The 25081-nt window shown below is 48.0% G+C and carries 22 protein-coding genes and 1 pseudogene; 3 read left to right on the top strand and 20 right to left on the bottom strand.

From position 1 onward, the window contains the following. Positions 1–267: 267 nt before the first annotated feature. Complete coding sequence (locus LX69_RS07030; protein WP_111445113.1) at positions 268–1005, top strand: DUF6261 family protein; 738 nt, start codon at positions 268–270, stop codon at positions 1003–1005. 218 nt (positions 1006–1223) lie between these two features. Here LX69_RS07030 and LX69_RS07025 read toward each other — a convergent pair whose 3' ends face one another. From LX69_RS07025 to hisG, 8 genes are all read right to left on the bottom strand, one after another. After that, positions 1224–3392 (bottom strand): rhamnogalacturonan lyase, encoded by a 2169-nt coding sequence (locus LX69_RS07025; RefSeq protein WP_170124275.1) that lies wholly within the window; start codon positions 3390–3392, stop codon positions 1224–1226. A 438-nt stretch (positions 3393–3830) separates the two neighbouring features. Beyond that, a complete protein-coding gene (hisB, locus tag LX69_RS07020; protein ID WP_111445202.1) occupies positions 3831–4967 on the bottom strand; it encodes a bifunctional histidinol-phosphatase/imidazoleglycerol-phosphate dehydratase HisB in 1137 nt (378 codons plus the stop codon). A gap of 87 nt (positions 4968–5054) precedes the next feature. Continuing rightward, the gene (locus LX69_RS07015) at positions 5055–5357 is read right to left on the bottom strand and encodes a nucleotidyltransferase domain-containing protein (protein ID WP_111445112.1); all 303 of its coding nucleotides are present in this window, start codon (positions 5355–5357) and stop codon (positions 5055–5057) included. A 172-nt stretch (positions 5358–5529) separates the two neighbouring features. Further along, positions 5530–5721, bottom strand: a complete 192-nt coding sequence (locus LX69_RS17955) for a HEPN domain-containing protein (protein ID WP_221621297.1) — start codon at positions 5719–5721, stop codon at positions 5530–5532. Positions 5722–5862: 141 nt separating this feature from the next. Continuing rightward, the gene (locus LX69_RS07005) at positions 5863–6744 is read right to left on the bottom strand and encodes an alpha/beta hydrolase (protein WP_245934961.1); all 882 of its coding nucleotides are present in this window, start codon (positions 6742–6744) and stop codon (positions 5863–5865) included. Between the two features lie 105 nt (positions 6745–6849). Continuing rightward, positions 6850–7881, bottom strand: coding sequence for a histidinol-phosphate transaminase (gene hisC / locus LX69_RS07000; protein ID WP_111445110.1), 1032 nt, complete (start codon positions 7879–7881; stop codon positions 6850–6852). Between the two features lie 38 nt (positions 7882–7919). Beyond that, a complete protein-coding gene (hisD, locus tag LX69_RS06995) occupies positions 7920–9197 on the bottom strand; it encodes a histidinol dehydrogenase (protein ID WP_111445109.1) in 1278 nt (425 codons plus the stop codon). Between the two features lie 9 nt (positions 9198–9206). Further along, positions 9207–10058, bottom strand: coding sequence for an ATP phosphoribosyltransferase (gene hisG, locus LX69_RS06990; protein WP_111445108.1), 852 nt, complete (start codon positions 10056–10058; stop codon positions 9207–9209). Positions 10059–10393: 335 nt separating this feature from the next. On the opposite strand from hisG, the gene LX69_RS06985 reads away from it, so the two are divergent. Continuing rightward, the gene (locus tag LX69_RS06985; protein WP_245934960.1) at positions 10394–11122 is read left to right on the top strand and encodes a CDP-alcohol phosphatidyltransferase family protein; all 729 of its coding nucleotides are present in this window, start codon (positions 10394–10396) and stop codon (positions 11120–11122) included. Between the two features lie 83 nt (positions 11123–11205). Here the strand turns inward: LX69_RS06985 and LX69_RS06980 are convergent, their stop codons facing one another. From LX69_RS06980 to LX69_RS06935, 11 genes and pseudogenes are all read right to left on the bottom strand, one after another. Next, positions 11206–12132, bottom strand: coding sequence for a magnesium transporter CorA family protein (locus LX69_RS06980; protein WP_111445106.1), 927 nt, complete (start codon positions 12130–12132; stop codon positions 11206–11208). A gap of 197 nt (positions 12133–12329) precedes the next feature. Further along, a complete protein-coding gene (locus tag LX69_RS06975; RefSeq protein ID WP_111445105.1) occupies positions 12330–12803 on the bottom strand; it encodes an ExbD/TolR family protein in 474 nt (157 codons plus the stop codon). Positions 12804–12806: 3 nt separating this feature from the next. Next, positions 12807–13385: an ExbD/TolR family protein gene (locus LX69_RS06970; protein ID WP_111445104.1), complete on the bottom strand. Its 579-nt coding sequence runs from the start codon at positions 13383–13385 to the stop codon at positions 12807–12809. Positions 13386–13419: 34 nt separating this feature from the next. Next, positions 13420–13866, bottom strand: a complete 447-nt coding sequence (locus tag LX69_RS06965) for a hypothetical protein (protein WP_111445103.1) — start codon at positions 13864–13866, stop codon at positions 13420–13422. A gap of 7 nt (positions 13867–13873) precedes the next feature. Further along, positions 13874–14674 carry a MotA/TolQ/ExbB proton channel family protein gene (locus LX69_RS06960; RefSeq protein ID WP_111445201.1) on the bottom strand — a complete coding sequence of 267 codons (801 nt, stop codon included), beginning with the start codon at positions 14672–14674 and terminating at the stop codon, positions 13874–13876. Positions 14675–15020: 346 nt separating this feature from the next. Further along, positions 15021–15797, bottom strand: coding sequence for a TatD family hydrolase (locus LX69_RS06955; protein ID WP_111445102.1), 777 nt, complete (start codon positions 15795–15797; stop codon positions 15021–15023). Positions 15798–15860: 63 nt separating this feature from the next. Next, the gene (locus LX69_RS18445) at positions 15861–16649 is read right to left on the bottom strand and encodes a hypothetical protein (RefSeq protein WP_449495009.1); all 789 of its coding nucleotides are present in this window, start codon (positions 16647–16649) and stop codon (positions 15861–15863) included. A 92-nt stretch (positions 16650–16741) separates the two neighbouring features. Continuing rightward, positions 16742–17044 (bottom strand): annotated as a pseudogene (locus LX69_RS18440) (Glu/Leu/Phe/Val dehydrogenase dimerization domain-containing protein); the annotation flags it as partial. A 231-nt stretch (positions 17045–17275) separates the two neighbouring features. Further along, the gene (locus LX69_RS06945; RefSeq protein ID WP_245934959.1) at positions 17276–20203 is read right to left on the bottom strand and encodes an FAD-binding and (Fe-S)-binding domain-containing protein; all 2928 of its coding nucleotides are present in this window, start codon (positions 20201–20203) and stop codon (positions 17276–17278) included. A gap of 101 nt (positions 20204–20304) precedes the next feature. Then, positions 20305–21339: a 2-oxoacid:ferredoxin oxidoreductase subunit beta gene (locus LX69_RS06940; protein ID WP_245934958.1), complete on the bottom strand. Its 1035-nt coding sequence runs from the start codon at positions 21337–21339 to the stop codon at positions 20305–20307. 3 nt (positions 21340–21342) lie between these two features. Next, complete coding sequence (locus LX69_RS06935) at positions 21343–23190, bottom strand: 2-oxoacid:acceptor oxidoreductase subunit alpha (RefSeq protein WP_111445198.1); 1848 nt, start codon at positions 23188–23190, stop codon at positions 21343–21345. A 427-nt stretch (positions 23191–23617) separates the two neighbouring features. Here LX69_RS06935 and LX69_RS06930 point away from each other — a divergent pair, with 427 nt between their 5' ends. Next, the gene (locus LX69_RS06930) at positions 23618–24136 is read left to right on the top strand and encodes a gamma carbonic anhydrase family protein (RefSeq protein WP_111445101.1); all 519 of its coding nucleotides are present in this window, start codon (positions 23618–23620) and stop codon (positions 24134–24136) included. A 56-nt stretch (positions 24137–24192) separates the two neighbouring features. Here the strand turns inward: LX69_RS06930 and murI are convergent, their stop codons facing one another. Then, positions 24193–25020 (bottom strand): glutamate racemase, encoded by an 828-nt coding sequence (gene murI, locus LX69_RS06925; RefSeq protein ID WP_111445197.1) that lies wholly within the window; start codon positions 25018–25020, stop codon positions 24193–24195. Between the last annotated feature and the right edge of the window lie 61 nt (positions 25021–25081).

Here is a 25081-nt window from a genome sequence, read left to right as displayed (position 1 = left end):
AAACCTTTTCGGCCCACGCCGGAAAGGTTTTTTTGTATCCCGCCACTGCCACTTTGGTGGCATGGCACCTGAAAGGATAAACAGCCCTTGGGCACCCCCCAAAACCCCCCATTGGTATGGCTGACCACTTCGGCAAACTTCGTAACATTGCCATTGAAGATTGTTCATGCTTTTATAGTTTCGGGTTTCAGGTTCATCAGTAACCTGAAACCTGAAACTTAAAAAACCCAAACTTTAAACCTTAAACTTATATCCTTACACGTTACAATGAAAACCTTACCCCTGAACCTTACCCACTGCCACTTCGACGACCATTACCGCTTTCACAGCACCATGGTAGAGCTGATTGAAAAGCACATCCCCCGCCACATTGGCGCTCCCGCCGCCTGGTCGGACTACACCGCCCTGCTGTTGCTGGCTCACGAAGCCATTATGAAAGCGCATAGCCACGATGCCTACCGCCGACTGGCCGATGCCGACTTTCAGCGCGAGCTCATCTTCACCAGTCTGCTCGAGATGGTGGCCGCCCTCACCCGCCACTTCGACCCCGAAAAAAGGGCTACCGCGCAACTGGCGCACAAACTGCTGCTGCGCTGCCAAAAGGCCGCCCAAAAGGGCTACCACCACGAGACCCGCGCCATCGACCACCTGCTGACTATGACCCGCGACAACCATGCTCGCCTGTTTGAACAATTGCAACTCACCGACTGGATGACCGAGCTCAACCACAAAAACATGGCCTTCGCCCACATCATGGAGCACCACTGCCCCGAAAACCTGTCGCAGGCCGACATCCGCATCAAACAGGTGCGTCCCCTGCTCGACGCTGCCTTTGCCCGGCTGTGCGAGCACATTCAGGCCCGCATCCTCTTCGACAATTGCCCCAAATGCCTGGTGCTGCTCAACACCATTCGCGAACAAATGCGCGACTTCGCCCCCCGCCACGACTCCTCGGCACCATCGGCCTCACGCCCCCAAAAAACGGCTGTGCATTGTGTGAACTGAGGGAAGAAAGCATCAGAGCAACTAAGTGCCAAAGCCAATAAAATCAAAGGCGCTGAACAGCCGGGGAGTCCCGACGGTTCAGCGCCTTTATGATAGTCATATTTAAACGCTGAGGCGCAAAGAGGCAGAGATTTGAATGATGTCAGATGACTAAAAGTCGCTTCATAAACAAATAAACTCAGCGTCTTGGCGTCTCAGCGTTTCAATCATCCCCATCATCAGGGCAACACCACCTTGCGCACCTGTGTTCCGGTGCGGGTGGTCACCTTCACCAGGCACAGTCGATGCCCGAGTGGCACGGTCAGCTCCGTTTCGTCACCACTCACGGCTCCTTGCCCGGCCAGCAATTGCCCGGTGATGCCATGCACCACCACCTCCAGAATTTCGGCATCGGCCTTGATGCCAATGCGCTGACCACGCATGCCGTACACCTCCACCCCGCCCTGCTGGCGATTGTTGACCGCCAACGGGATGGTTTCAATATTGGGAGCCACCAAATCATCAACCCCGTCGCCAATGTAAAAACCCAAATGAGGCGGCTGATTGTAGGCCACATTTTGCCAGGCAACAGCCAGACGATACACAGGGTCGTGCATGAGGGTAAACAAACGATGATCGGTAGGAATCACCGTGGTAAAGATGTTGATTTTTGAAGGATCATTGGCGTTGTATAGAATCACCTCCTCGCGCCAGTCGCCCAGGATATCGGCACTCAGGCAGGGCGTTTTTTTGGTGCTGTTGCACGATGCCGAGCTCACCAAATTGCCAAAATTGATGAGGGTAGATGATGTTTTCGAAATGGAATTCCACTTACCAATGGCCACCCCGTCGAGCAACTCGTCCTGAAGATCGCCATCCCAATACACCCTAAAGTTCACCGACCCCGGCTTGGCATTGGCAATCACCTCGCCGGTGCACGAATACAACACATCGTTGACCCACGCCTCAAAGCCGCGATGCGCCCCATCAATATCGGCCGACACGCCCCGGCCAACGTCGGTGCCGGTCTTCACTCCCCAAAGCACTTCACCCGTAGCGGCGTCGTGCATCTCGTAGCCGTAAGCGGCCGAGGTTTCTTCGTGCACGCAAAACACCTCGAGCCCGGGACGATCGGGATTCAAATCGGACAGATGCATGGCATCGCCATGACCCAACCCGGTGCGATACATAAAAGCGCCGTTGTCGTTGATGGCACAAGCGCCATAGATGATTTCGTCTTTGCCGTCGGCATCTACATCGGCCACGCTCAGGTTGTGGTTCCCTTGCCCGTAGGCTCCCGTACCCGACGACGAGGCCACGTAATCCCACCGCTTTACCAGTTGCTTGTTGACGACATCAAATGCACTCAAACAGGTTTTGGCATAATAGCCGCGCCCCATCACCACGCTGGGGTTCACCCCGTCGAGGTAGGCCACACAAGCCAGATAGCGCTCGCTGCGATTGCCGTAACTGTCACCCCACGACGAAATGGAACTACGCACAGGGGCAAAGGCAACACTGTGCAACCCGGCGCCCGTCGTGCCATCGAAAAGCGTCAGATACTCCGGCCCGGTGAGCACAGTGCCCACCATCGTCGATCCGCTGATTTTGGTAGGATCGAGATTGCGATAATCGGCATTGGGGGCATCAGAACCCATGAGCACATTCTTGCCCTGACCATCGACAGTGCCGGGAGCGGTTTTCATCACCACTTCGGCTTTGCCATCGCCATCGTAGTCGGCCACCATGATTTGCGTGTAATGAGCTCCGGCGCGAATGTTACGCCCCAGGTCGATGCGCCACAATTGCGTCCCATTCAACTCGTAGGCATCCACATACACATTTCCGGTAATGCCGTACTGCGAGTTGTCGTGCGAATTGGACGGATCCCACTTCACGATGAGCTCATATTGGCCATCGCCGTCCACATCGCCCACCATGCAATCGTTGGGGGTGTAGGTGTAATTCTGCCCGTCAGGATACGAAGTCCCCGCCTTCCCCACATTGCCCGACGCATTGGGAGGTGTGACGCCCGCGGCAGGGCGGTTCAGCTGCAAGGTTTTGTATTGCGATGCCCAAGGGGTCACCGGCTGCGAAATGTTTTGTATCTGGCCTTCGAGCACGGCTTCAACGGTGTACGAACTCAGCGTGGTTCCCGAGGCATCCACCAAATTCGTGGCTCCCGAAAAGGGAGAACCCGACAACAGTTGTCCATTGCGATAAACATTAAACTGCATGTCCATCGACTCATCGCCCAACAGACGCCAGCTCAGAAACACGCCATTGGTAACTTTCACGGCCACCACGCCTCTATCGAGACTCTCCATCTTTCGCTGCCCTGCAAGCGACAAGGCCATGCACAGCAACACGGCCATCGTTACCAATCGATTTGTGTAGTTTTTTTCCATATTTAAAAATTTAGCCCCCTCATCCCCCCAAAGGGGTAAGCTGAGATGTTTTGTATTAATTCCCGTTCGCTTTTCTATTCTCGTGCACATTCTTTATGAAGGAAAGCGACCGCATTGCGACACACTTATTTTCAGATATTGTCATTTATTAACACAAAACTACATGAATCCACTGCGAAAGAGGTGGACAAATTGATTCAAATACCACGACAATCGTACATCTTGCAGAATAAGGGCAGGCGAAAAGAACCTCGCCCCACACACAAAAGGCGCTGAACAGCCGGGGAGTTCCGACGGTTCAGCGCCTTTATGATAGTCATATTTAAACGCTGAGGCGCAAAGAGGCAGAGATTTGAATGATGTCAGATGACTAAAAGTCGATTCCTAAACAGATAAACTCAGCGTCTTGGCGTCTCAGCGTTTAATCCCCCAAACGTCTTACAACACCCCCTTGGTGCTGGGCAGTTGATTGCTCATGGGGTCTTTGCGAATGGCCATTTTGATGGCACGCGCCAGGGCTTTAAAGATGCCTTCGATCTTGTGATGTTCGTTGGCTCCCTCGGCCTTGATGTTGAGGTTACTCAACGACGCATCGCTAAAGCTCTTGAAGAAGTGCAGAAACATCTCGGTGGGCATGTCACCCACCTTCTCACGCTTAAAGTCGGCTTCCCACACCAGCCAGGGACGCCCGCCAAAGTCGAGTGCCACCGATGCCAGACAGTCGTCCATGGGCAGGGCAAAACCATAACGCTCAATGCCGCGTTTGTCGCCCAGCGCCTTACGAAAGGCCTCGCCCAATGCCAACGCCGTGTCCTCAATGGTGTGGTGCTCGTCGACGTGCAAGTCGCCGTCTACCCGAATGGTGAGGTTACACCCCGAGTGACGTCCAATCTGCTCGAGCATGTGGTCGAAAAAACTCAACCCGGTGTGAATGTCGCACTTGCCGGTGCCGTCGAGGTCAATTTCTACGCGAATCCGGGTCTCGGCCGTGTTGCGCTCCACCACCGCCGTGCGGTCGCTGCGAAACAAAAAGGCAGCCACCTCACTCCAATGGGGTGTGATGAGGGCGCACACGTCGGCAAAACCGGCGCCCGCCACCATATCGGTTCCCTCGTCAACAGGTTTGAGCAAAATGGCTTTGCAACCAAGGTTCTTGGCCAGCTCCACATCGGTGAGCCGATCGCCAATGACAAACGAGCCGGACAAGTCGTAGGTCTCACCAAAGTATTGAGTAAGCATGCCCGTGCGCGGCTTGCGCGTGGGGGCATTGTCGGCCGGCATCGTTGGGTCGATGTGCACGGCATCAAAACGGATGCCCTCGCCCTCGAGCGCCTGCATCATTTTATTTTGCGCCGGCCAAAAAGTCTCCTCGGGAAACGAAGCCGTCCCCAACCCGTCCTGATTGGTCACCATCACCAGTTGATAGCTCAGGTGCGTGGCCACGCGCGAAAGGTTTTGAAACACGCCGGGGTAAAAGGCCAGCTTCTCCAGGCTGTCCACCTGAAAATCGACCGGAGGCTCGAGTATCAGCGTGCCATCGCGGTCGATGAATAGTATTTTTTGTTTGGTTTGCATAGTTCTATCATACTTGGCTGCACGAAATTGATGCAGCGCAATCAACACTCCATTTAATTTATTGGGATAAAACAACCAGCCTCCTTCTTAGGCGATTTCAATTCCATGCTCTAAGATTTCACTCATAAATCCGGCATCATCAAAATCCCGTTCGATGAGAATCGGCTCAATGCGGTCGTCAACTTCTCGTCGCAGCTTCCAAAGCAAAGGGGTCACCGAAAAGAAATCACCATCCACATGCTTCACAACAATGGCAACATCAATATCGCTATCTTCCCGGTTCGTATTCTTGGCATATGAACCAAAAAGATATACCTTTTCAAATTGCATATGCTGTTTTAGCAACGAGCTGTATTGGGTTACTTTACCTATAGCTTCTCTTTTATCCATTGCTGCAATTCTTTAGTTCTACATATCAATTCAATGCATTTAGCATCACTCAAACTCCTCAGCAATCTTTCTTTATGAGAAGGATAACGTGCCTCAATATTGAGAGGTTCAATCTGGTCAATAAATTCCTTTTGCACATCTGTAAACAACTCATAGAAACCACCCTTCTTAGCTAAGTAAGACAAACTATGAGAAACGGGACAACATCAGGACTCATCTTGGCAAAATAGGCTTTAAAAGCTTTTTCGATGGTTTGATGGCACATAAATCCAACATATAAATATCGCTTACTCATCAGCATGGCTTCTGCTGTTTCAAGATCATAATCCGACAAATCAATCCAATATTTAATTTTGGCATTCATCTTTTAATCGTTGATCAAATCTATTACAAACAGATAATCTTTCAGCAGATATTCTACGCTCGTCACTTCTGGCACAACACTCATGATGACAACAAAGATACGACATCCAACCCCCAATAAGAATTGAATTCCTCGCTCAAGTTATTTCACACCCGTCATCCATCCATTAGCCTCCAGCCAGGTCTTCAAATAACCGGTCCAGTAAGCAACCGGACGCTTAGGGTCGAAACCGAAACCATGGCCGCCCATGGGCAGAATCACCTTGGTGACGTTGCCGCCCCTGGCAAACAAGTTACCGGCATAGCGCTCGGTGTTGGCCACCGGCACGGCCTTGTCGTCGATGGCGTGAACCATGAGCGTCACCGGCGTTTGTGCCGACACTTGCAGGTCGGTGGAGAAACGGGCCACCATCGCCTCATCGGGCTCCTTGCCCAACAGATTGTCGCGGCTGCCCCGATGCGTCACCAACGTATCCATCGAAATAACGGGATACATCAGCACCGAGAAATCGGGGCGCACATCGGCCGGTTTCAACTGCTTGTTGACAGGTTCCGAAAACATGGTAGAGACCGACGAAGCCAAATGCCCGCCCGCCGAAAAGCCAATGATGCCCACCCGCGAGGCGTCCACGCCAAACTCGGCAGCCCGCGAACGCACCAGGTAAATGGCCTGCTGACCATCCATCAGAGGCACTAACGCAGCGTCATTCACCAGCTCACGATCGGGCAGGCGATATTTGAGCACAAAGGCTTCGAAGCCCTGCCGGGCAAACCACTCGGCGGCCAGATATCCCTCGTGATCGATGGCTTCGCGAATGTAGCCGCCACCGGGCACAATGACAATGGCCGGCCGGAGCGAATCGACACCATTCACAGCCTTGTAATGCAACAGCTCGGGCCGTGTCACCTTCGACACGCGGTTATTCACATTCACTTCAGCCACCTGCACATTGGCTTTATTGCCGGGCACTTCTCCGTCCCACAAAGCGATGCGCCGGTACTGACCCCATGCGGTTGTCATCATCGCTAAAAAGATTAAAATAAAAGCGTTCTTCATCCCTTCAGAAAAATTAAAGGCGATGACCAATCCGATGTCTCACATCTGCCGGCCATCGCCAATAAGGTTAACTCAATATTTTTTGAGCGCATCAAGCAACTGACGATTCTCGTCGGGCGATCCCACCGTGATGCGCAGGCATCCCTCGCACAAGGCCACCGACGAACGGTCGCGGATGATGATTTTATGACCCACCAGATATTGATAGATCTTACGGGGTTCCTCAGTCTTCACCAACAAAAAGTTGGAATCCGAAGGATACTGCTTCTTTACAAAAGGCAGCTTGGCCAACTCGGCCGAAAGCACCTCACGCTCGTTGAGCAACAGCTTCACCCAATTCTCCATCTCCGACACACTGTCGAGCAACTCCAGGGCTGTCTGTTGGGTCAGAATATTGAGGTTGTAGGGATACTTAATTTTACTGAGCACCTGCACCAGCTCGGGCGAAGCAAAAGCCATTCCCAAACGCAATCCGGCCATGCCCCATGCCTTCGAAAAGGTTTGCAGAATCACCAGATTGGGAAATTCGGCCAGTCGGGGCAGGAAACTTTTACCGGGAGCGAAGTCGATGTAGGCTTCATCCAGCACCACCATTCCTTTAAACCCTTTGAGGATGGCCTCAATGTCTGCAATATGAAAACAATTGCCGGTGGGGTTATTGGGCGAACAGAGAAACAACAGTTTGGTGTTGTCATCAGCCGCCGCCAGCAAAGCAGGCACATCCATCTGATAATCGGCAGTGAGCAACACCTTACGCACCTCAATGTTGTTGATATCGGCAGCAACCTGATACATCCCGTATGTAGGGTCAATGGACACCACATTGTCGACCCCCGGCTCGCAAAAGGCACGATACATCAGATCGATGGGTTCATCGCTACCATTGCCCAGAAAAATACAGCCCGGCTCAACGCCCTTGATGGCTGCAATTTTGGCCTTCAACACACGCTGACGCGGGTCGGGATAACGGTTGTAGGGCGAATTAAAGGGATTTTCGTTGGCATCGAGAAACACCCCCTCGTCACCGGTGTACTCGTCGCGAGCTGATGAATAAGGTTTTAATCGAGCGATATTGGGTCGTAAAAGTTTTTCGAAATAGTTCATAAGTTGTCATTTAAAATTTCAACATCAGCATGAAAACCTTAGCTGTTCAGGCGCAGGGTCACGGCATTTTTATGAGCTTCGAGCAGCTCGGCAGCGGCCATGGTTTCAATCACAGGCCCCAACTTCATGAGACCATCGCGGGTAATCTCCTGAAACGTAATTTTACGAATGTAGCTATCGAGGTTTACGCCCGAATAAGCCGTGGCATATCCGTGAGTGGGCAACGTGTGATTGGTGCCGGAGGCGTAATCGCCGGCACTTTCGGGCGTGTAGTTGCCCATAAACACCGAACCGGCATTAACAATGCGCTCGGCCACCCGATGCACATCCTTCACACTCAATATCAGGTGCTCAGGTGCATAGGCATTGCTCAGCGCCACCATTTCTTCAACAGTATCGAGCAATATGGCACGACTGTGAGTCAATGCCTTGGTGGCGGCCTCCTCGCGGGGCAAACGCGCCACTTGTACCTTTACCTCAGCCATCACATTATTGAGCATATCCTCGCTGTTGGTCACCAAAATCACCTGGCTGTCGGCACCATGCTCGGCCTGCGACAACAGGTCGGAAGCCACAAAGGCGGCATTGGCTGAGTTGTCGGCCATCACCAGCACCTCCGAAGGGCCTGCCGGCATGTCAATGGCCACATCGCGCAAGCTTACCAATTGCTTGGCTGCCGTAACGTAACGGTTACCGGGGCCAAAGATTTTATACACCTTGGGAATGCTTTCGGTTCCGTAAGCCATAGCACCTACGGCCTGAATGCCCCCGACCTTAAACACCTTGTGAACCCCCACCAGCGAAGCGGTGTAAAGAATGGCAGGATGAATATTCCCCTCCTTATCGGGCGGGGTGCACAACACAATTTCCTTACAACCGGCAATTTTAGCCGGCACAGCCAGCATCAACACCGTTGAAAACAGAGGTGCTGTTCCTCCCGGAATATAAAGGCCAACCTTTTCGATGCCCACGCTTTTTTGCCAACAGGTCACACCGGGCTGTGTTACAATTTTTTTTACCGCAAGATGTTGAGCCGAATGAAACTTCTCCACATTGTGCCGGGCGGTGATAATGGCTTGCTTAAGCTCGTTGGACACGGCCATGCAGGCACGGTCAATCTCCTCTTGCGACACTTGCACAACCTGGGCATCGTATCCGTCAAATTTGGCAGTATAACGACGCACGGCCGCATCGCCATCGGTACGGATATGATTGAGTACCTCCTGAACCATGCCAAACAAGTCGGACACATCAATATTGGGACGGCGAAGCAATTCGCTCCACTGATCCACAGCGGGTCTGATGGATATTTGCATAAATGCCTTTTAAAGAATCATTTTTTCGATGGGAACCACCAAGATGCCTTCAGCACCGGCTTCTTTCAGTTTACCGATGACATCCCAAAATTGCTTGTCGCCAATTACAGAATGAATAGAGCTCCATCCCTCTTGAGCCAAAGGCAATACAGTGGGGCTTTTCATGCCTGGCAGCACCTTCACAATTTCAGCAACTTTGTCGTTGGGCGCGTTCAGCAAGATATACTTGTTCGATTTGGCAGCATTCACCGAATTGATACGGAAAATAATCTCATCAAGCAGGGCTTGTTTATCGGCTGAAATACCGGGCGCAGCCACCAACAAGGCTTCCGATTTCATCACCACTTCCACCTCCTTAAGGTGGTTGGCCACCAAGGTACTTCCGGAACTTACAATATCAAAAATGGCATCGGCCAACCCAATACCAGGTGCAATTTCTACTGACCCGGCAATTTCATGAATCTCGGCATTGATGTTTTTCTCATTAAAAAAGTTCCGAAGAATCACCGGATATGAGGTGGCCACTTTTTTGCCGTTGAACCAACCTAAATCGGTATAGTTCTCCTCCTTAGGGATGGCCAACGAAATGCGACACTTGCTAAAGCCTAAACGTTTGGCAATGGTGAGTTCATATTGCTTTTCCTGATACTCATTTTCACCAACAATTCCGATATCGGCCACATTGTTGGCTACAGTCTGTGGTATATCATCATCGCGCAAAAACAACACTTCGATAGGAAAGTCGGCACATGTGGCCACCAATTTTCCGCTGCCAACATTAAACTTGATTCCTGCTTCTTTGAGCAATGCCATTGAATCTTCGTTCAAACGGCCTTTCTTCTGCAATGCAATTCGTAACATATCGTTTTCTTTTAGTTATTTCCCTCTCGTGACAATAAAAAAGGCCTACCCAAATGGATAAGCCCTGATACATATCTTTCACAAACAGACACAATCAAACCACCTACCCTATATGGCGTAAGACAAGATGGTGATGATGATGTGTGTTAGTGTTCATTTGTTTTATATTCAAATCATTTGCAAAATTAAAAGGATAATTCAAAGTCACAAAAAATATCCCTGATTTTTTAACTTCGTCCTTCAGGAAAAGCTTCCTTCACACATTTTTCATATAAAACAACATCATAGATAAAGAGTTTGCATTACATTCGCCATTCAATCCAATTAACAAAGCAATGACACGATTCATCCCTAATTTCATCACCCTCCTCAACCTCCTTTGCGGTGTTTTTGCAGTCTTTATGGCCATTCATGGCCACTGGGAAACGGCTGCATATCTCATCTTTTTCGGTGCGCTATTTGACTTTGCCGATGGATTTGCAGCACGCGCCCTGAAAGCCTACAGCGAAATCGGCAAACAACTCGACTCCCTGGCCGACCTCATTAGCTTTGGTTTTGCACCGGCTGCCATCTGGTCAAACATGATGTACAGTCTCAAATTTGCCAGCACCAACCAATCGTTCTTCAACATGAGCCTCATCAACCAGATTATCGTGATGTCCCCGTTCATCCTGGTGGCATTTGCGGCTCTAAGACTGGCAAAGTTCAATGTCGACACTCGGCAAAGTGAAAACTTTCTGGGACTTACCACCACTGCAACGGGTATTTTCACGGCATCATTCGTGCTATTATTGAAAAGCCCATCGGCAACGGCACTTCAAAACATCCTGTCGCCAACATTTATCATCATTGCCATTGCCATTTTCAGTTCACTATTGGTAAGCGAAATACCCATGTTTTCTCTAAAATTCAAAACCTACGGATGGCAAGGCAATGCACCACGATACACTCTATTAATTGCAGGACTCATTCTTATAGGAATTCTGGGCTGGGGAGGCATCTCCATCCTGATTTTACTGTACATCCTCTTCTCGATTGTCGCTAATATGACACAAAAAAATTAACACACAAACCCCATACAAAAACAGACCGCCTATTTACACAGGACGGTCTGTTTTTATTTCATAATGCATTGCCACAAGCACTATCAAAACCATTTCTTCCGTTTAAATAAAAACACGCCAATCCCCGACAACATTACCGAAATAATAATAATCAACCCAAAACTCCACGATTGTTCTTCAAGCCCGTTCCGGACATTCATTCCAAACAAACTGGCAATTAACGTGGGAATCATCAAAATAATTGACACCAATGTCAACTGTTTCATAATCACGTTCAGGTTATTGGAGATCACCGAAGCATACGCATCCATCATCCCGCTCAAAATGTTACTATAGGTATTGGTGGTTTCCTGAGCTTGTTTTAACTCAATTTCAACGTCTTCAACCAAGTCGGCATCAAACGTATCCCGATGCGATTTAAGGTTTCGCAACTTGTGTAAAAGGATATCGTTCCCTTTGAGGGAAGTGATAAAAAACTCAAGTGATTTTTCGAGCTTGAGCAAGGTCTGCAAATCCTCGTTGCGAATAGATCGTTCCAACTCCTTCTCAGCCTCCTTAATGCGCATATTTACCTGTTTTAGGTACTTCTGGTACCACACAGAAGCCGACAATAACAATCGAAAAGCTAAATCGTATCGGGTATGAATATCAAATGCTTTCCGCTTAGTGTAAAGAATAAAGTCATCAATCAAATCGGTCTTAAAATGGCAAACCGACACCACCACTTCGTCTTTAAATATTAAACCTAAAGGGACTGTTGAATAAGGAACACCACTATCAACATTGCGACAAGGAATCCGAATCACAATCAAATGCCATCCATCCTCCTCTTCAATGCGCGGTCGCTCATCAACGTCCTCAATATCATTTAAAAAAGCTTCCGGAACCTGATAACGATTGAGCAACAACTCACGATCCTCATCACCTGGGCACTCCACATTAATCCAACACCCTGGCTCCCACTGGGCAACAGTGTGCAAACCCCGATTGCTCACATAATAACCAATCATACTCCACCTCCCAACGCTTTATCAGAGCATCAGAAGATGCCCTTGTGATTAATCTATTTCCGGGTGATAATCATCCATTTGAATTACACTTAAAAATCGTTTGCGAAATTAGAAAATTGTGTGACATACCAAACCATCCAAAAACAAAAAAGGGAGAGCCCAAAGCCCTCCCTTAAAATTATTTCAATCATTAACTATCAGCTATTTTTTTCCACTTTACGTGTACTATAACTGATTTTCAATGCTTGAGCCTGACGCAATGCTTGCTTAATATCGGTGATAACGCCCATTGGACAATCAAAATCGGCCTTAATGGATGTTGTCATCTTAGGACGGTCACTCTCTTTCATTGCTTCTCGCTCAGAAGCGATATAGCTTTGAATATCATTCACCGTCGCAAAAGCATCATTCAACTGGATTCGAGGCTCAGTACCAAACATGCTCTGATACTGTTTTAACGGTACACCCACATAAATGTAAGTAACCAATGACTTTTTCTCCAGTTTTTCTACTTCTGTCGCCTCCGGAGTCCGAATCTGAACTTTAAACGTCACTTCTTTCATCGTGGTACTCACCATAAAGAAGAACAACAACATAAAGATGATATCAGGCAAAGAAGCGGTACTGATGGGAGCCATTCTGCCCCCCTTTTTTTTCTTAAACTTCGCCATATCTCAATTTTTAGTGCCTACGTTTTTAGGTTCTGCTTCGGAAATACGCTGAGGATAGACTTCACGAACGGCCTTTTGCTGCTCTTCATCCAAGTCGGCATAACCCTTCCCAAACTTGCGTTTTGACAATTCATCACGCAACTCATTATAGGCTGCCTGCAATTCGTTTTGAACTGACAAATAAGCCTGATATTGCGTATTTCGGTCATTTTGCAAGGAAATAATACCCTTGCTTACCGGATAAAGTCCAAAAAAGTCAATCTGTTGATCTTTCTTCTCTGAAAGGTTTTCCTTGTTGAACGGATTCTCAATAAACTCCTTGGTTGCTCGTTTCAACTCCTTAATATCCATATATTGGTTTTCAACCAACAACTGGTTATTACTATTCAACAAAACCACGAAAACATTTCGCTCATTCACCGGGGGTGGCGCCTCTGTTTCAGGAGGAAGAGGAGGTGGCAACATACGTGCCAAGCCCGCATCTGTCCCCATAGTAGTGGTGATGAGGAAGAAGATCAACAACAGGAAGGCGATGTCGGCCATAGATCCCGCGTTGATTTCCGGTGCTGCTCTTTTTGCCATAATTGATTTAAATTTTTAACAGGTAAAACCCGAATTATTTAAAGTTCTTTGAAATTTCTGCAAACAGGATAGTTGCCAATGTGACACCAAACAAGATATAGAACACATACAAGCCCACATCCGTGAGGATTAACATCGAAGGTACATTATCAGAACCTTCGTAACCAATGATCTTCAAAGGCGTGCCATCAGCCATCATGCGCGCCACCCCAATCACTGCAGCAACAATCACCAAATTAATGGCGGTGCGTTTTGCGTTGGCCGGGTTGGTCACAACATGGAAAATTTCAAAAAGAATCAATATGCCAAGAGTCGCACCAACAAGAACGTAGGTGAAATTCATCAGTGTATCCAGATATACTGGCGTTTCGTTTGTATCACCTTCAACGGAACCGCCTACCAACGTCAAGACTGTGAACACTACGGTCAACAGCAGGACGATATACATCGTTACACTGGCTATTTTGGTGATTTTCTTCATTGTCTGATTAGTTTTTCATTTTGAATTTTACAATAATATCCAACAGAGAGATAGAAGCATCTTCCATGGTGTTAACGATACCGTCAACTTTGCTAAGGATATAGTTGTAGAATACCTGAAGAATGATCGCAACGATCAAACCGAATACTGTGGTGATCAAAGCCACTTTAATACCACCGGCAACAGCAGTAGGAGAAATGTCACCCATAGCCTGGATGCTGTCGAAAGCCTGGATCATACCGATTACAGTCCCCAAGAACCCGAGCATAGGAGCCAAGGCAATAAAGAGTGAAATCCAAGTCAATCCTTTTTCTAAAAGACCCATTTGAACAGAACCGTAAGATACAACTGATTTTTCAACCACGTCTACACCTTCGTCGTAACGATCCAAACCTTGGTAAAAGATAGAGGCAACAGGACCACGAGTGTTGCGGCATACTTCCTTAGCAGCTTCTACACCACCATTGTTCAAAGCATTTTCGATGTTCAACAACAGTTTCTTAGTGTTTGATGTTGACAAGTTCAAATAAATAACGCGCTCAATACAGATCGCCAAACCTAAAATCAAACACAACAAGATGGGGATCATCCAGCCCACACCACCTTCAACGAATTTGATTTTAAGAGACTTGTGAAGACCCACAGGAGCTTCATCAGTGGCAGCAGCAGCATCCACAGCAGGTGCAGCGGCTTCTTCTACCTGTGCGGGTGCTTCTGTTTGAGCTGCTTCAGGCTCTTGAGCACTGACAGGAGCAGTTCCTAAATAAAGCATGCCAATAACAGCAAATAATGCAAATAGCTTTTTCATAACCATTCAAAAATTTGATTTGTATTAGTTTGTTAATACTTAAAATTAATTCTCTGTTTATTGTTTATTTAAAAGAATTACGATTGGAAATCCGAACAACAAAATTAAAAAAGATTCGTTAAAAACCTTGCGTTTTGAGGACTGCAAATTACAAAAAAAAAGTCAATTACAAATTTTGAAGCATGTTATTTACCGTTCTCACACTAAGTCAATAAATATTTGCCTATCAATGCATTAACTCAAGCCGCCCACACTTCCCCAAACACAAAATGGCACATGCCCCAATCAAACGATTCACAAAAAACTGTTTAATATTTGATGGTGAATTTTAAAAAAGATTAAGCCCTCATCTCCCCATCTGCCCAAAAACATCCCGGGTGTTTTGCGCCATCACTTCACTCAATTCACTCATTGACAAACCCAAAGCCAATGCAACCCGCTCAGCCACGCGAAGCAAATAAACCGGTTCGTTGCGCCGTCCCCGATGCGGCACAGGAGCCAAATAAGGTGCATCGGTCTCCAACAGGAACAACGACGCGTCGAAGCGTGAAATCACATCAGCGAGCTGAGAATTTTTAAATGTCACCACCCCGTTAATGCCAGCCTTGAATGTCCCATATTGAGCAACCTTTTGCAACTCATCCACGCCACCGCTAAAGCTGTGAAAAACCCCGCGGAGTCGGGAAGTGTGGCATCGATCAAGCACCGCAAAAACCTCAGGAAAAGCATCCCGGCAATGTATCACAATGGGCAAATCAAGATCGATGGCCCAACGAATTTGCTGTTCAAACACTTCAATTTGTTCATTTATAAACGTCTTATCCCAATATAAATCAACGCCAATCTCACCCACTGCCACATAAGCACGACGCTTCAGCCAACCATCAACCACCGCCAATGCGTCCTGCCAATGGCTGTTGACCGAAGTGGGATGAAGTCCCATCATGGCTTTACAACATGCATAGCGCTGTTCGGCCTGATGCATGCGATCGATGGTAGAGATATCCACATTGGGCATCAGGATGTGCTGAATACCTGACTCAATGGCGCGTGCCACCACATTGTCACGGTCATCATCAAAAGCATCTAAATATATGTGCGAATGGGTATCGATCCAACTCATGATTCATTTTTCAACAAAAATAGAAAGATGAACCAAATGACACCCCGATGAGGGAATAAAAAATCACACAATGCCTTGTGCCATCATGGCCTCAGCGACTTTAATAAATGCACCCACATTGGCTCCCTTCACATAATCCACGCGTCCATCGGGCATTTTACCATGAAGCAAGCAGGTGCGATGGATGTTGCGCATGATATGAAGCAAACGGGCATCAACCTCCTCACGACTCCAGCTCAAGCGCATGCTGTTTTGGGACATCTCAAGCCCCGATGTGGCAACACCCCCGGCATTAACGGCTTTTCCAGGGGCAAACAACAAATGGCGATTGGCCAGCGTCACGGCCTGAGCCGTACAACCCATATTAGAGACCTCGGCAATCAAACGACATCCATTTTGAATGAGCTGCTTCACGTCCGCTTCGTCCATCTCGTTTTGAATGGCACAGGGCATGGCAATATCTACAGGCAATTCCCAAGGCTTGCGGCCTTCAACATATTTGACACGAAAACGCTCGGCAAAGGGGCGAATCACATCCTGATTAGATGCACGCAACTCGAGCATATACGCTACTTGTTCATCGGTGATCCCATCGGGCACATGCACGTAACCATCAGGCCCTGAAAGAGCAACCACCCTGGCACCCAATTGCGTAGCCTTAAGCGCTACCCCCCAGGCCACGTTGCCAAACCCGGAGATGGCCAGTCGTTTGCCTCGCAACTCCTCTCCCACTTCGGCCAACATCTCACGCACAAAATAAACGGCTCCAAAACCGGTGGCTTCCGGCCGAATGAGACTTCCACCATAGTCAAGCCCCTTACCGGTGAGCACCCCGGTAAAGTGATTTCGCAATTTTTTATACATCCCAAACAGGTAGCCGATTTCGCGAGCCCCACGCCAATATCACCGGCCGGAACATCTGTATCAGCCCCGATATGACGAAACAACTCGCACATAAAAGATTGACAGAAACGCATGATTTCCCCATCGGAACGTCCCCGAACGCTAAAATCGGAGCCCCCCTTTCCTCCGCCCATCGGTAGTGAGGTCAGGCTATTTTTGAATGTTTGTTCAAAACCCAAAAACTTCAAACTCCCCAGCGACACACTGGAATGAAAGCGCAAACCACCCTTGTAAGGCCCAATGGCAGAATTGAATTGCACCCGATAGCCTCGATTAACTTGCACCTGCCCGGCATCATCGACCCAACACACGCGAAATGAAACAATTCGCTCAGGCTCAACCATGCGATGAAGCAAACGGGCTTGAACATATCGCGGATTGGACACATAAGCCTCCCAAACCGATGTCACCACTTCTTCAACAGCTTGTATAAATTCCGGCTCATGGGGATTTCGCAGCCGAACCATCTCCAAAAATTCGCTCATCGTTTGCATATCCTATGGAATTATTGAGACTGCCCATAAACGCCACAGACAATCTCGGTTTGCAAACCATAAGTTAAGAAAAACCATCATTTACACCAACGCTTCATACAATATCTCGACAGGGTGCTGCACCTGCCTGGCGGTATGGTGTAAGATATGCGAACGACAGGAAGTGCCGGCAGCAGCCACCAACACCCCCACAGGTGTTGAACGCACAGCGGGAAACAAACGAAGCTCCCCAATGCGCTGCGCCAAATCGGCATGCTCGGCCTCGTAACCAAACGAACCAGCCATGCCGCAACAACCTGATGAAATGGCTTCGGCAGTATAATTAACAGGAAACGACAACACCTTACCTGTCACAGAAGCATCACTCAACGCCTTTTGATAACAATGTACGTGATAACGCACGTGACGAACGCTATCCGTAAAAGATGACTGCTGTATTCGCCCGGCCGCCATCTCGCGCCACAGAAATTCCTCTATTGTCAACGCATGTTGCGCCAATGACTGGGCCGAATTAACCAAATCACTCCCCACCAAATCGGGATATTCATCGCGAAAAGTCAACACGGCCGATGGCTCCACCCCTACCAGAGGCATCTCATCGGAGACAAGAGAGGACAAGAGCTGAACATTTTTCCGTGCCACCCGGCGGGCATCAGGCAAAAATCCCTTTGACAAAAAAGTTCGCCCACTCTCGACATGCTTGGGCATCTCAACACGATAGCCCAGCCGCTGCAACAAAGCAATGGCCTTCATCCCAATGGCTGCATCGGAATAATTGGTAAACTCATCGGCAAAAAAGGCCACTCGGCGTCCATCGGGCACAAACCGCTCATCACGAAACCAATGACGCAAGGTGCGGGAACCCAAACGTGGCAATGAAACATCAGCATCCAAGCCAAGGACTCCTGCCAACCACGAAGCCATCAACTGGTTTCCCACCATCCAATTATAAAACCAGGGCAATAAGGATACCGGCTTCATCCATTGAGGCTGATAGGCAAACACACGCTCGCGCAATGTTGAGCCATACTTTTGACGATACCAATTCAAAAATTCAGCCTTGAGTTTGGCCATATCCACATTAGAAGGGCACTCAGCCTTACACGCCTTGCACGACAAACAAAAATCGAGTGCTTCGAGAACTACCGCCATCCCCTGCTTATCGATAGACAGAGAACCGGTAAAAAAATGCCGCAACAGATTGGCTCTTGCACGTGTCGAGTCCTTCTCGTTTCGCAACGCCATAAACGAAGGACACATCACGCCGCCCATCAGGCTACTCTTACGACAATCGGCCGAACCGTTGCAACGTTCAGCCCCTTGAACCCAGCCCCCGGATTCACTCCAATCAAAAACAGATTCGGGCAGTGCCACTTCTGCCATCCGGTAACGCAAACATGCATCCATGGACGGGGCATCGACAATTTTACCTGGATTGAAAAGATTGACAGGGTCAAAGACCGACTTCAAACGGCGTAACAATTCATAAACACGTTCACCCACCATCAAGGGAATAAACTCGCCCCGAAGCCGCCCATCGCCATGCTCACCACTCAACGAACCCCGAAAATGTTTCACAATGTGAGCAGTGTCCAATGCAATGTTACGAAACATCTGCACATCGCCCGGTTGTTTCATGTTCAACACCGGACGAAGATGCAACTCGCCACTGCCAATATGCCCATAATAAACACATGACTTCCCATATCGTTGCAACATTGCAGAAATTGAATCGAGATAATCACCCATCTCCTGCACCCGCACGGCAGTATCTTCGATGACCGGCACGGGCAGTTCATCACCCGGCATATTTGACAAAACGCCCAGCCCGGCCTTTCGTAAATCCCATACTCGCCGGATGTCTAACCCGGTCAATAATGGATAAGCGTAACCAAGACGTTGTTGCTGTAATGCATCGACCAAACGATGTGACTGCACCTGCACATCCTCAGGACTATCGCCACGCATTTCGACCAACAACAGAGCATGAGGGTCACCTTCAATAAAAAACCGATTTTGACGCTGAACGATATTTTCGCGCGTTAAATCAAGAACTTTTTTATCCATTAATTCAACGGCCACAGGCGAAAACGTCAATGCCACCAGGTTTGCGTCAACAGCCTGACGCAACGAATGAAGATGCACACACAACAGCCCACAAGCCAAGGGAGGCAGTGGCACCAACGACAATTTCAGCCTTGACATCACCATCAACGTCCCCTCGGAACCGGCAATTAATGGTGCCAAATTAATGTGCCCCGTCTCACGGATTTGACGGCACACCACATCGAGAGCATAACCGGTATTGCGCCGATGAATGTCGGGATGCGGATATTCACGCCAAATTTCATCGAGCATATCCCGGTCAGCCATCAATTCTCTAAAAAAACGATAGATGTCCCCTTCGAGGGTCTCACTCTTACATTTTGACTCCCACTCGCCATGCGACAAGGATTTGAAAACCACCTCCTCGCCATTTGATAAAAAGCCATGCACCTCGAGCAAATGATCGCGTGTGCTGCCATACACCAATGAATGACTGCCGCAGGAATTATTACCCACCATTCCGCCCATGGTGCACCGATTAGAGGTAGATGTTTCAGGGCCGAAAAACAAGCCATGAGGTTTAACGGCCAAATTCAACTCATCAAGCACCACGCCGGGTTCAACCATCACCCATTGTTCGGGGACATTCACCTCGAGCACCTTATTCAAAAAAGTCGACACATCCACCACAACGCCACCACCCACAACCTGCCCGGCCAACGAAGTCCCGGCGCCACGAAGAATGACAGGCAAGCGATGACGTCGCACAAACGACACCAACAGGCTTAAGTCCTGCACATCGCGCGGCCGCACCACTGCCATTGGTATTTCTTGATAAGCCGATGCATCGGTGCTATAAATCAATCGGGTGGAAATATCCTCATACACATCGCCCTTTAGCAGGCGACGCAATTCGGCCACAATGGCCGGCGGAAGTGTGGTCATGGCGAACAGTTTATCCATTCAAAGATAATGGTTTGACAATGCAAACAAGCATGCCTTAAAACGAAATGACGCCAACGGGTGATCCGCTGGCGTCATTCATCTATCATATCATGTAACAATTACTTCACTTCCCATACATCGCCCGAAAACACCAAATCCTTAAACGACTTGATTTTCGATTTAGCTTGTACTGCTTCAATCTGCTCAACCAACTCGGCATTGTATGTCGCATAAGGCACCGCGCGAATCACGCCCATGGCCACCGGATAGTCGGGATATTCCATATTGGCCAATTTGAGATGCAACGATGGATCGGGATTCATGGCATCGTGAACCAAAATATCCTTTTCAGTAATCCCATTATCGCCCAATTTCACCACTTTCAGATTCAAACCATCCAACATCAAGCCCTTGTCGTTGTCCTTGCCAAACAACATCGGTTGACCATGACGAAGCACAATGGTACGCTCCTCTTTAAAACCCTTTTCGGTGAGGACTTCGTGAGTTCGATCGTTATAAATCACGCAGTTTTGAAGCACTTCAACCACCGAAGCACCACTAAATTTTGCAGCTTCTTTGAGCACTTCAACGGTCAGCTTCAGCTCCTTGTCAATGGTACGCGCGAAAAAATGCCCGCGAGCACCAATGGTAAGCTCTCCGGGACGGAACGGATTCTCAATGGTTCCAAAGGGAGAGGTTTTTGACACAAACCCTTTTTTTGAAGTGGGAGAATACTGACCCTTTGTCAACCCATAAATTTGGTTATTAAAGAGAATAATATTAAGGTCGATATTACGTCGAACGGCATGAATAAAATGATTGCCCCCAATGGCCAAAGCATCTCCATCACCGGTAATTTGCCAAACTTTCAACTCTGGATTGGCAATTTTCACACCGGTAGCCACCGCTGAAGCACGGCCATGAATGGTGTGAAAACCATAGGCATTCATATAATAAGGAAAACGCGACGAACAGCCAATACCGGATATCACTGCGACTTCTTCTTGCGAATACCCCAGCTCGGCCATGGCCTTCTGCACCGAATTCAATATGGCGTGGTCTCCACATCCGGGACACCATTTTACACTTTGGTTACTTTTAAAATCGGTATATGTCAATGCTGATGCCTCCTGCATCATCGTTTTTTCAGTCATGGCTTAATCCTCCAACATTTTTTTAAAATTATCAACCAATTCGGCACTTGTAAATGGCAAGCCCTGAACCTTATTAAACTGAGCATATTGAATATCGGGGAATTTCATACGCAGATACCCGGCCAACTGCCCCAGGTTGAGTTCACATACCACGATTTTTTTATAACGTTTCAGCACCTCGTAGGTATTTAACGGCATCGGGTTAATGTAATGAAAGTGAGCCTGAGCCACACGATAGCCTTGTTCATTGAGCCTGGCCACGGCGGTATGCAAATGACCAAAGGTTCCACCCCATCCAATCACCAACAAGTCAGCATCTTCATTGCCCAATATTTCGAGAGGAGGCAGCGAGTCTGCGATTTTCTGAACTTTAGCTTCGCGGGTATCCACCATTTTTTGGTGATTTGGCCCATCGTGCGACAAGGCACCTGTGAAATAATCCTTCTCCAAGCCACCAATTCGATGTTGCAAACCGGGAGTTCCAGGAACAGCCCAACCACGCACCAAGCTCTCAGCATCGCGCGCATAAGCATACCATCCATCCTTTTTTTGATGAACCAAAGGCGGCACAATAGCAGGAAACTCACTTAAATCGGGGATTCGCCAAGGCTGCGTGCCATTGGCCAAAAATCCATCGGTAAGCAAAATCACGGGCGTCATGTGTTCAACAGCAATTTTTGCAGCCATATAGGCATAATCAAAACAATTGACGGGCGTGCTGGCAACTATTACCACAGCAGGACTCTCACCGTTACGTCCATAAAGTGCCTGAAACAAGTCACTTTGCTCAGTCTTAGTGGGCAATCCGGTAGAAGGCCCCCCACGCTGTACATCAACAATCACCAGAGGCAATTCGGCCATCACAGCCAAACCAATGGCTTCGGCCTTTAAGGCGAAACCCGGCCCCGAAGTCGTAGTCAGAGCCAATCGTCCTGCAAAGGATGCACCCAAAGCCGAACATATACCGGCAATTTCATCCTCAGCCTGAAACACTTTAACGCCCAAATCCTTACGCCCACTCAATTCCTGCAAAATTTCAGTGGCAGGCGTAATGGGATAAGACCCCAAAAACAACTCGAGACCACTTTTTTCGGCAGCAGCGATAAACCCCCAAGCCACGGCAGTGTTTCCGTTAAGGTTGCGGTAAAATCCTTTCTCAATATCGGCAGGCTGAATGTGGTACGAAGGTGTCACAGCCTCAAGAATCATCCCATAATCGTAACCATCCTGTAACACTTTAAGGTTGGCATCAACAATTTGAGGTTTCTTGGCAAATTTATTTCGAATATATGTTTGCGTATATTCCAGCGGGCGGTTAAACAACCAGCACACCAAACCGAGGGCAAACATATTTTTACTTCGCAAAATACTTTTGGCATCCAATCCCATCTCCTTCAAGCTCTCCTTGGTCAGCGATGTGATAGGAACCTTTATTACATAATAGTCCCCCAGATGCTCTTCAGCAAGAGGATCTTCAGTTTGATATCCCGCCTTTACAATACTCTTTTCGTCAAAACTGTCAATATCAACAATCAAAATACCACCGGGTTTCATAAACTTACCATTGGCTTTTAATGCCGCAGGATTCATGGCAACCAGCACATCAGTCTGATCTCCTGGCGTATGCACATCGCCGCTACCAATGTGAACCTGAAAACCCGACACCCCGCCAATGGTTCCTTGCGGGGCACGTATTTCAGATGGAAAATCGGGAAATGTAGAAATGTCGTTTCCATAAACGGCCGACGTGTTCGAAAAAAGCGAGCCGGTGAGCTGCATACCATCACCCGAATCGCCCGAAAAACGCACCACAACCTCTTCGCGTTCAATAACTTTTGTCTTCTGCATCATGGTCAAATACATTAATTCGGCTATACACCGAATGAGCCGACACTAACGCAAGAACCGTTAGCACCGACCACATATTGATTTAGAAAAAAATTGAATTCTGTACCGCCTCAAAAAAAGCAGCACAAATATAGGAAACTATCTCCTGGTATAAAGGTGTGAATCAAGGCTTACAGAAGCAACCAACCATCTTGCATGAATGAATATTCACAAATGATGGATAAAAATCCACACTCTAACACCTGAATGTTTGATAATTACGAAAAACGACGACATAAAAATTCAATAAAAAAGGCAACTCTAATTTTGAATAATTCCAAATTAGAAACAAACAAAAAACGAGAATCGGCAACCAAAAATCCTCAAACATTGTTTCATCATCAAAGGCATCCTTATCTTTGCAACCATAATCAGAGACAATAACATCATCATGGCACTCATCAAATCAGTCAGAGGGTTCACCCCAAAAATCGGCAACAATGTTTACCTTGCCGAAAACGCCACCATCATTGGCGATGTAGAAATTGGCGACGACTGCTCCATTTGGTTCAACGCAGTTCTGAGGGGCGATGTCAACTCCATCAAAATTGGAAATAAAGTGAATATCCAGGACGGAGCAGTCTTGCATACGCTGTATCAAAAATCAACCATCGAGATTGGCGACAATGTCTCCATCGGGCACAACGTCTGCATACATGGTGCGAAAATCGAATCAAACGCGCTCATCGGTATCGGTGCCACCATTTTGGATCATGCCGTGATTGGATCAAATTCCATCATCGCAGCCAATTCACTGGTTCTCACGGGCACCATTGTCGAACCCGGTAGTGTGTACGCCGGCGTTCCCGCAAAAAAAGTAAAGGACATTGAACCCGGGCAAACGAAAGAGATGATTGAAAAAATATCGAACAACTACCTGATGTATGCCGGATGGTATAAAGAATCATAATTATCAAACCGTAGTACTACAATGCCCGTTTGCTCAATTGCTGACGGGCTTTTTTATTACAATCCAACATGACGTACTTCAACCGATTGATTGAGGAAAAGCGCTGCAGCTAAACTGAATTTCTGGGTGCTTTCGGTGGTAAAAAATTGTACCTGCCCTTGCTTAAGACATTTGGCATCCATGTCGGGATGCCGATGCAAATAATCGACCAAGCTAGCTGCCACAATATCGCCTTGCGATAAAACAGTCACTTTAGAAGGCAAATATTGACGTATTTTATCGATCAATAACGGGTAATGGGTACAACCCAAAATTAACGTATCAATTTGCTCATCCCGCTGCATCAACTGCATCAAATGCCTCTGCACAAAATAATCGGCACCGGGAGAATGGGCTTCCCCATTTTCGACCAATGGCACCCACATGGGACACGCTTCCTGCACAACCGTCATGTGAGGATAGAGCTTTTTGATTTCGAGAGGATACGAATCGGACATCACCGTCCCTACGGTTCCAACCACGCCCACATGCCCGGTTGATGTATACTGCGACACAGCTTCAACACTGGGACGAATCACCCCCAATACACGCCGCGTAACATCAATGCGGGGAAGATCTTTCTGTTGAATGGTTCGTAACGCTTTTGCGGAGGCTGTATTACAAGCCAGAATGACCAAATGACATCCCATGTCGAACAACTTTTCGACGGCCTGAAGCGTGTACTCATATACCACCTCAAACGAACGGTTGCCATAGGGAGTGCGAGCATTATCACCCAAGTAGATAAAATCGTAATTCGGCATTTGCTCCATGAGACTCTTAAGCACGGTGAGCCCACCATACCCCGAATCAAAAACGCCAATAGCTCCTTGTGGTTGCCCCATCTTACTATAAATAAAAAAAAGGGAGCCCAATGGGTCCCCTCTTGTGAATAATATGAATCAA

The sequence above is a fragment of the Breznakibacter xylanolyticus genome, from assembly GCF_003254275.1.
Classification (GTDB): domain Bacteria; phylum Bacteroidota; class Bacteroidia; order Bacteroidales; family Marinilabiliaceae; genus Breznakibacter; species Breznakibacter xylanolyticus.
Note: the sequence above shows the minus strand (reverse complement) of the source record. Positions and strands in the feature narration are given on the sequence as shown.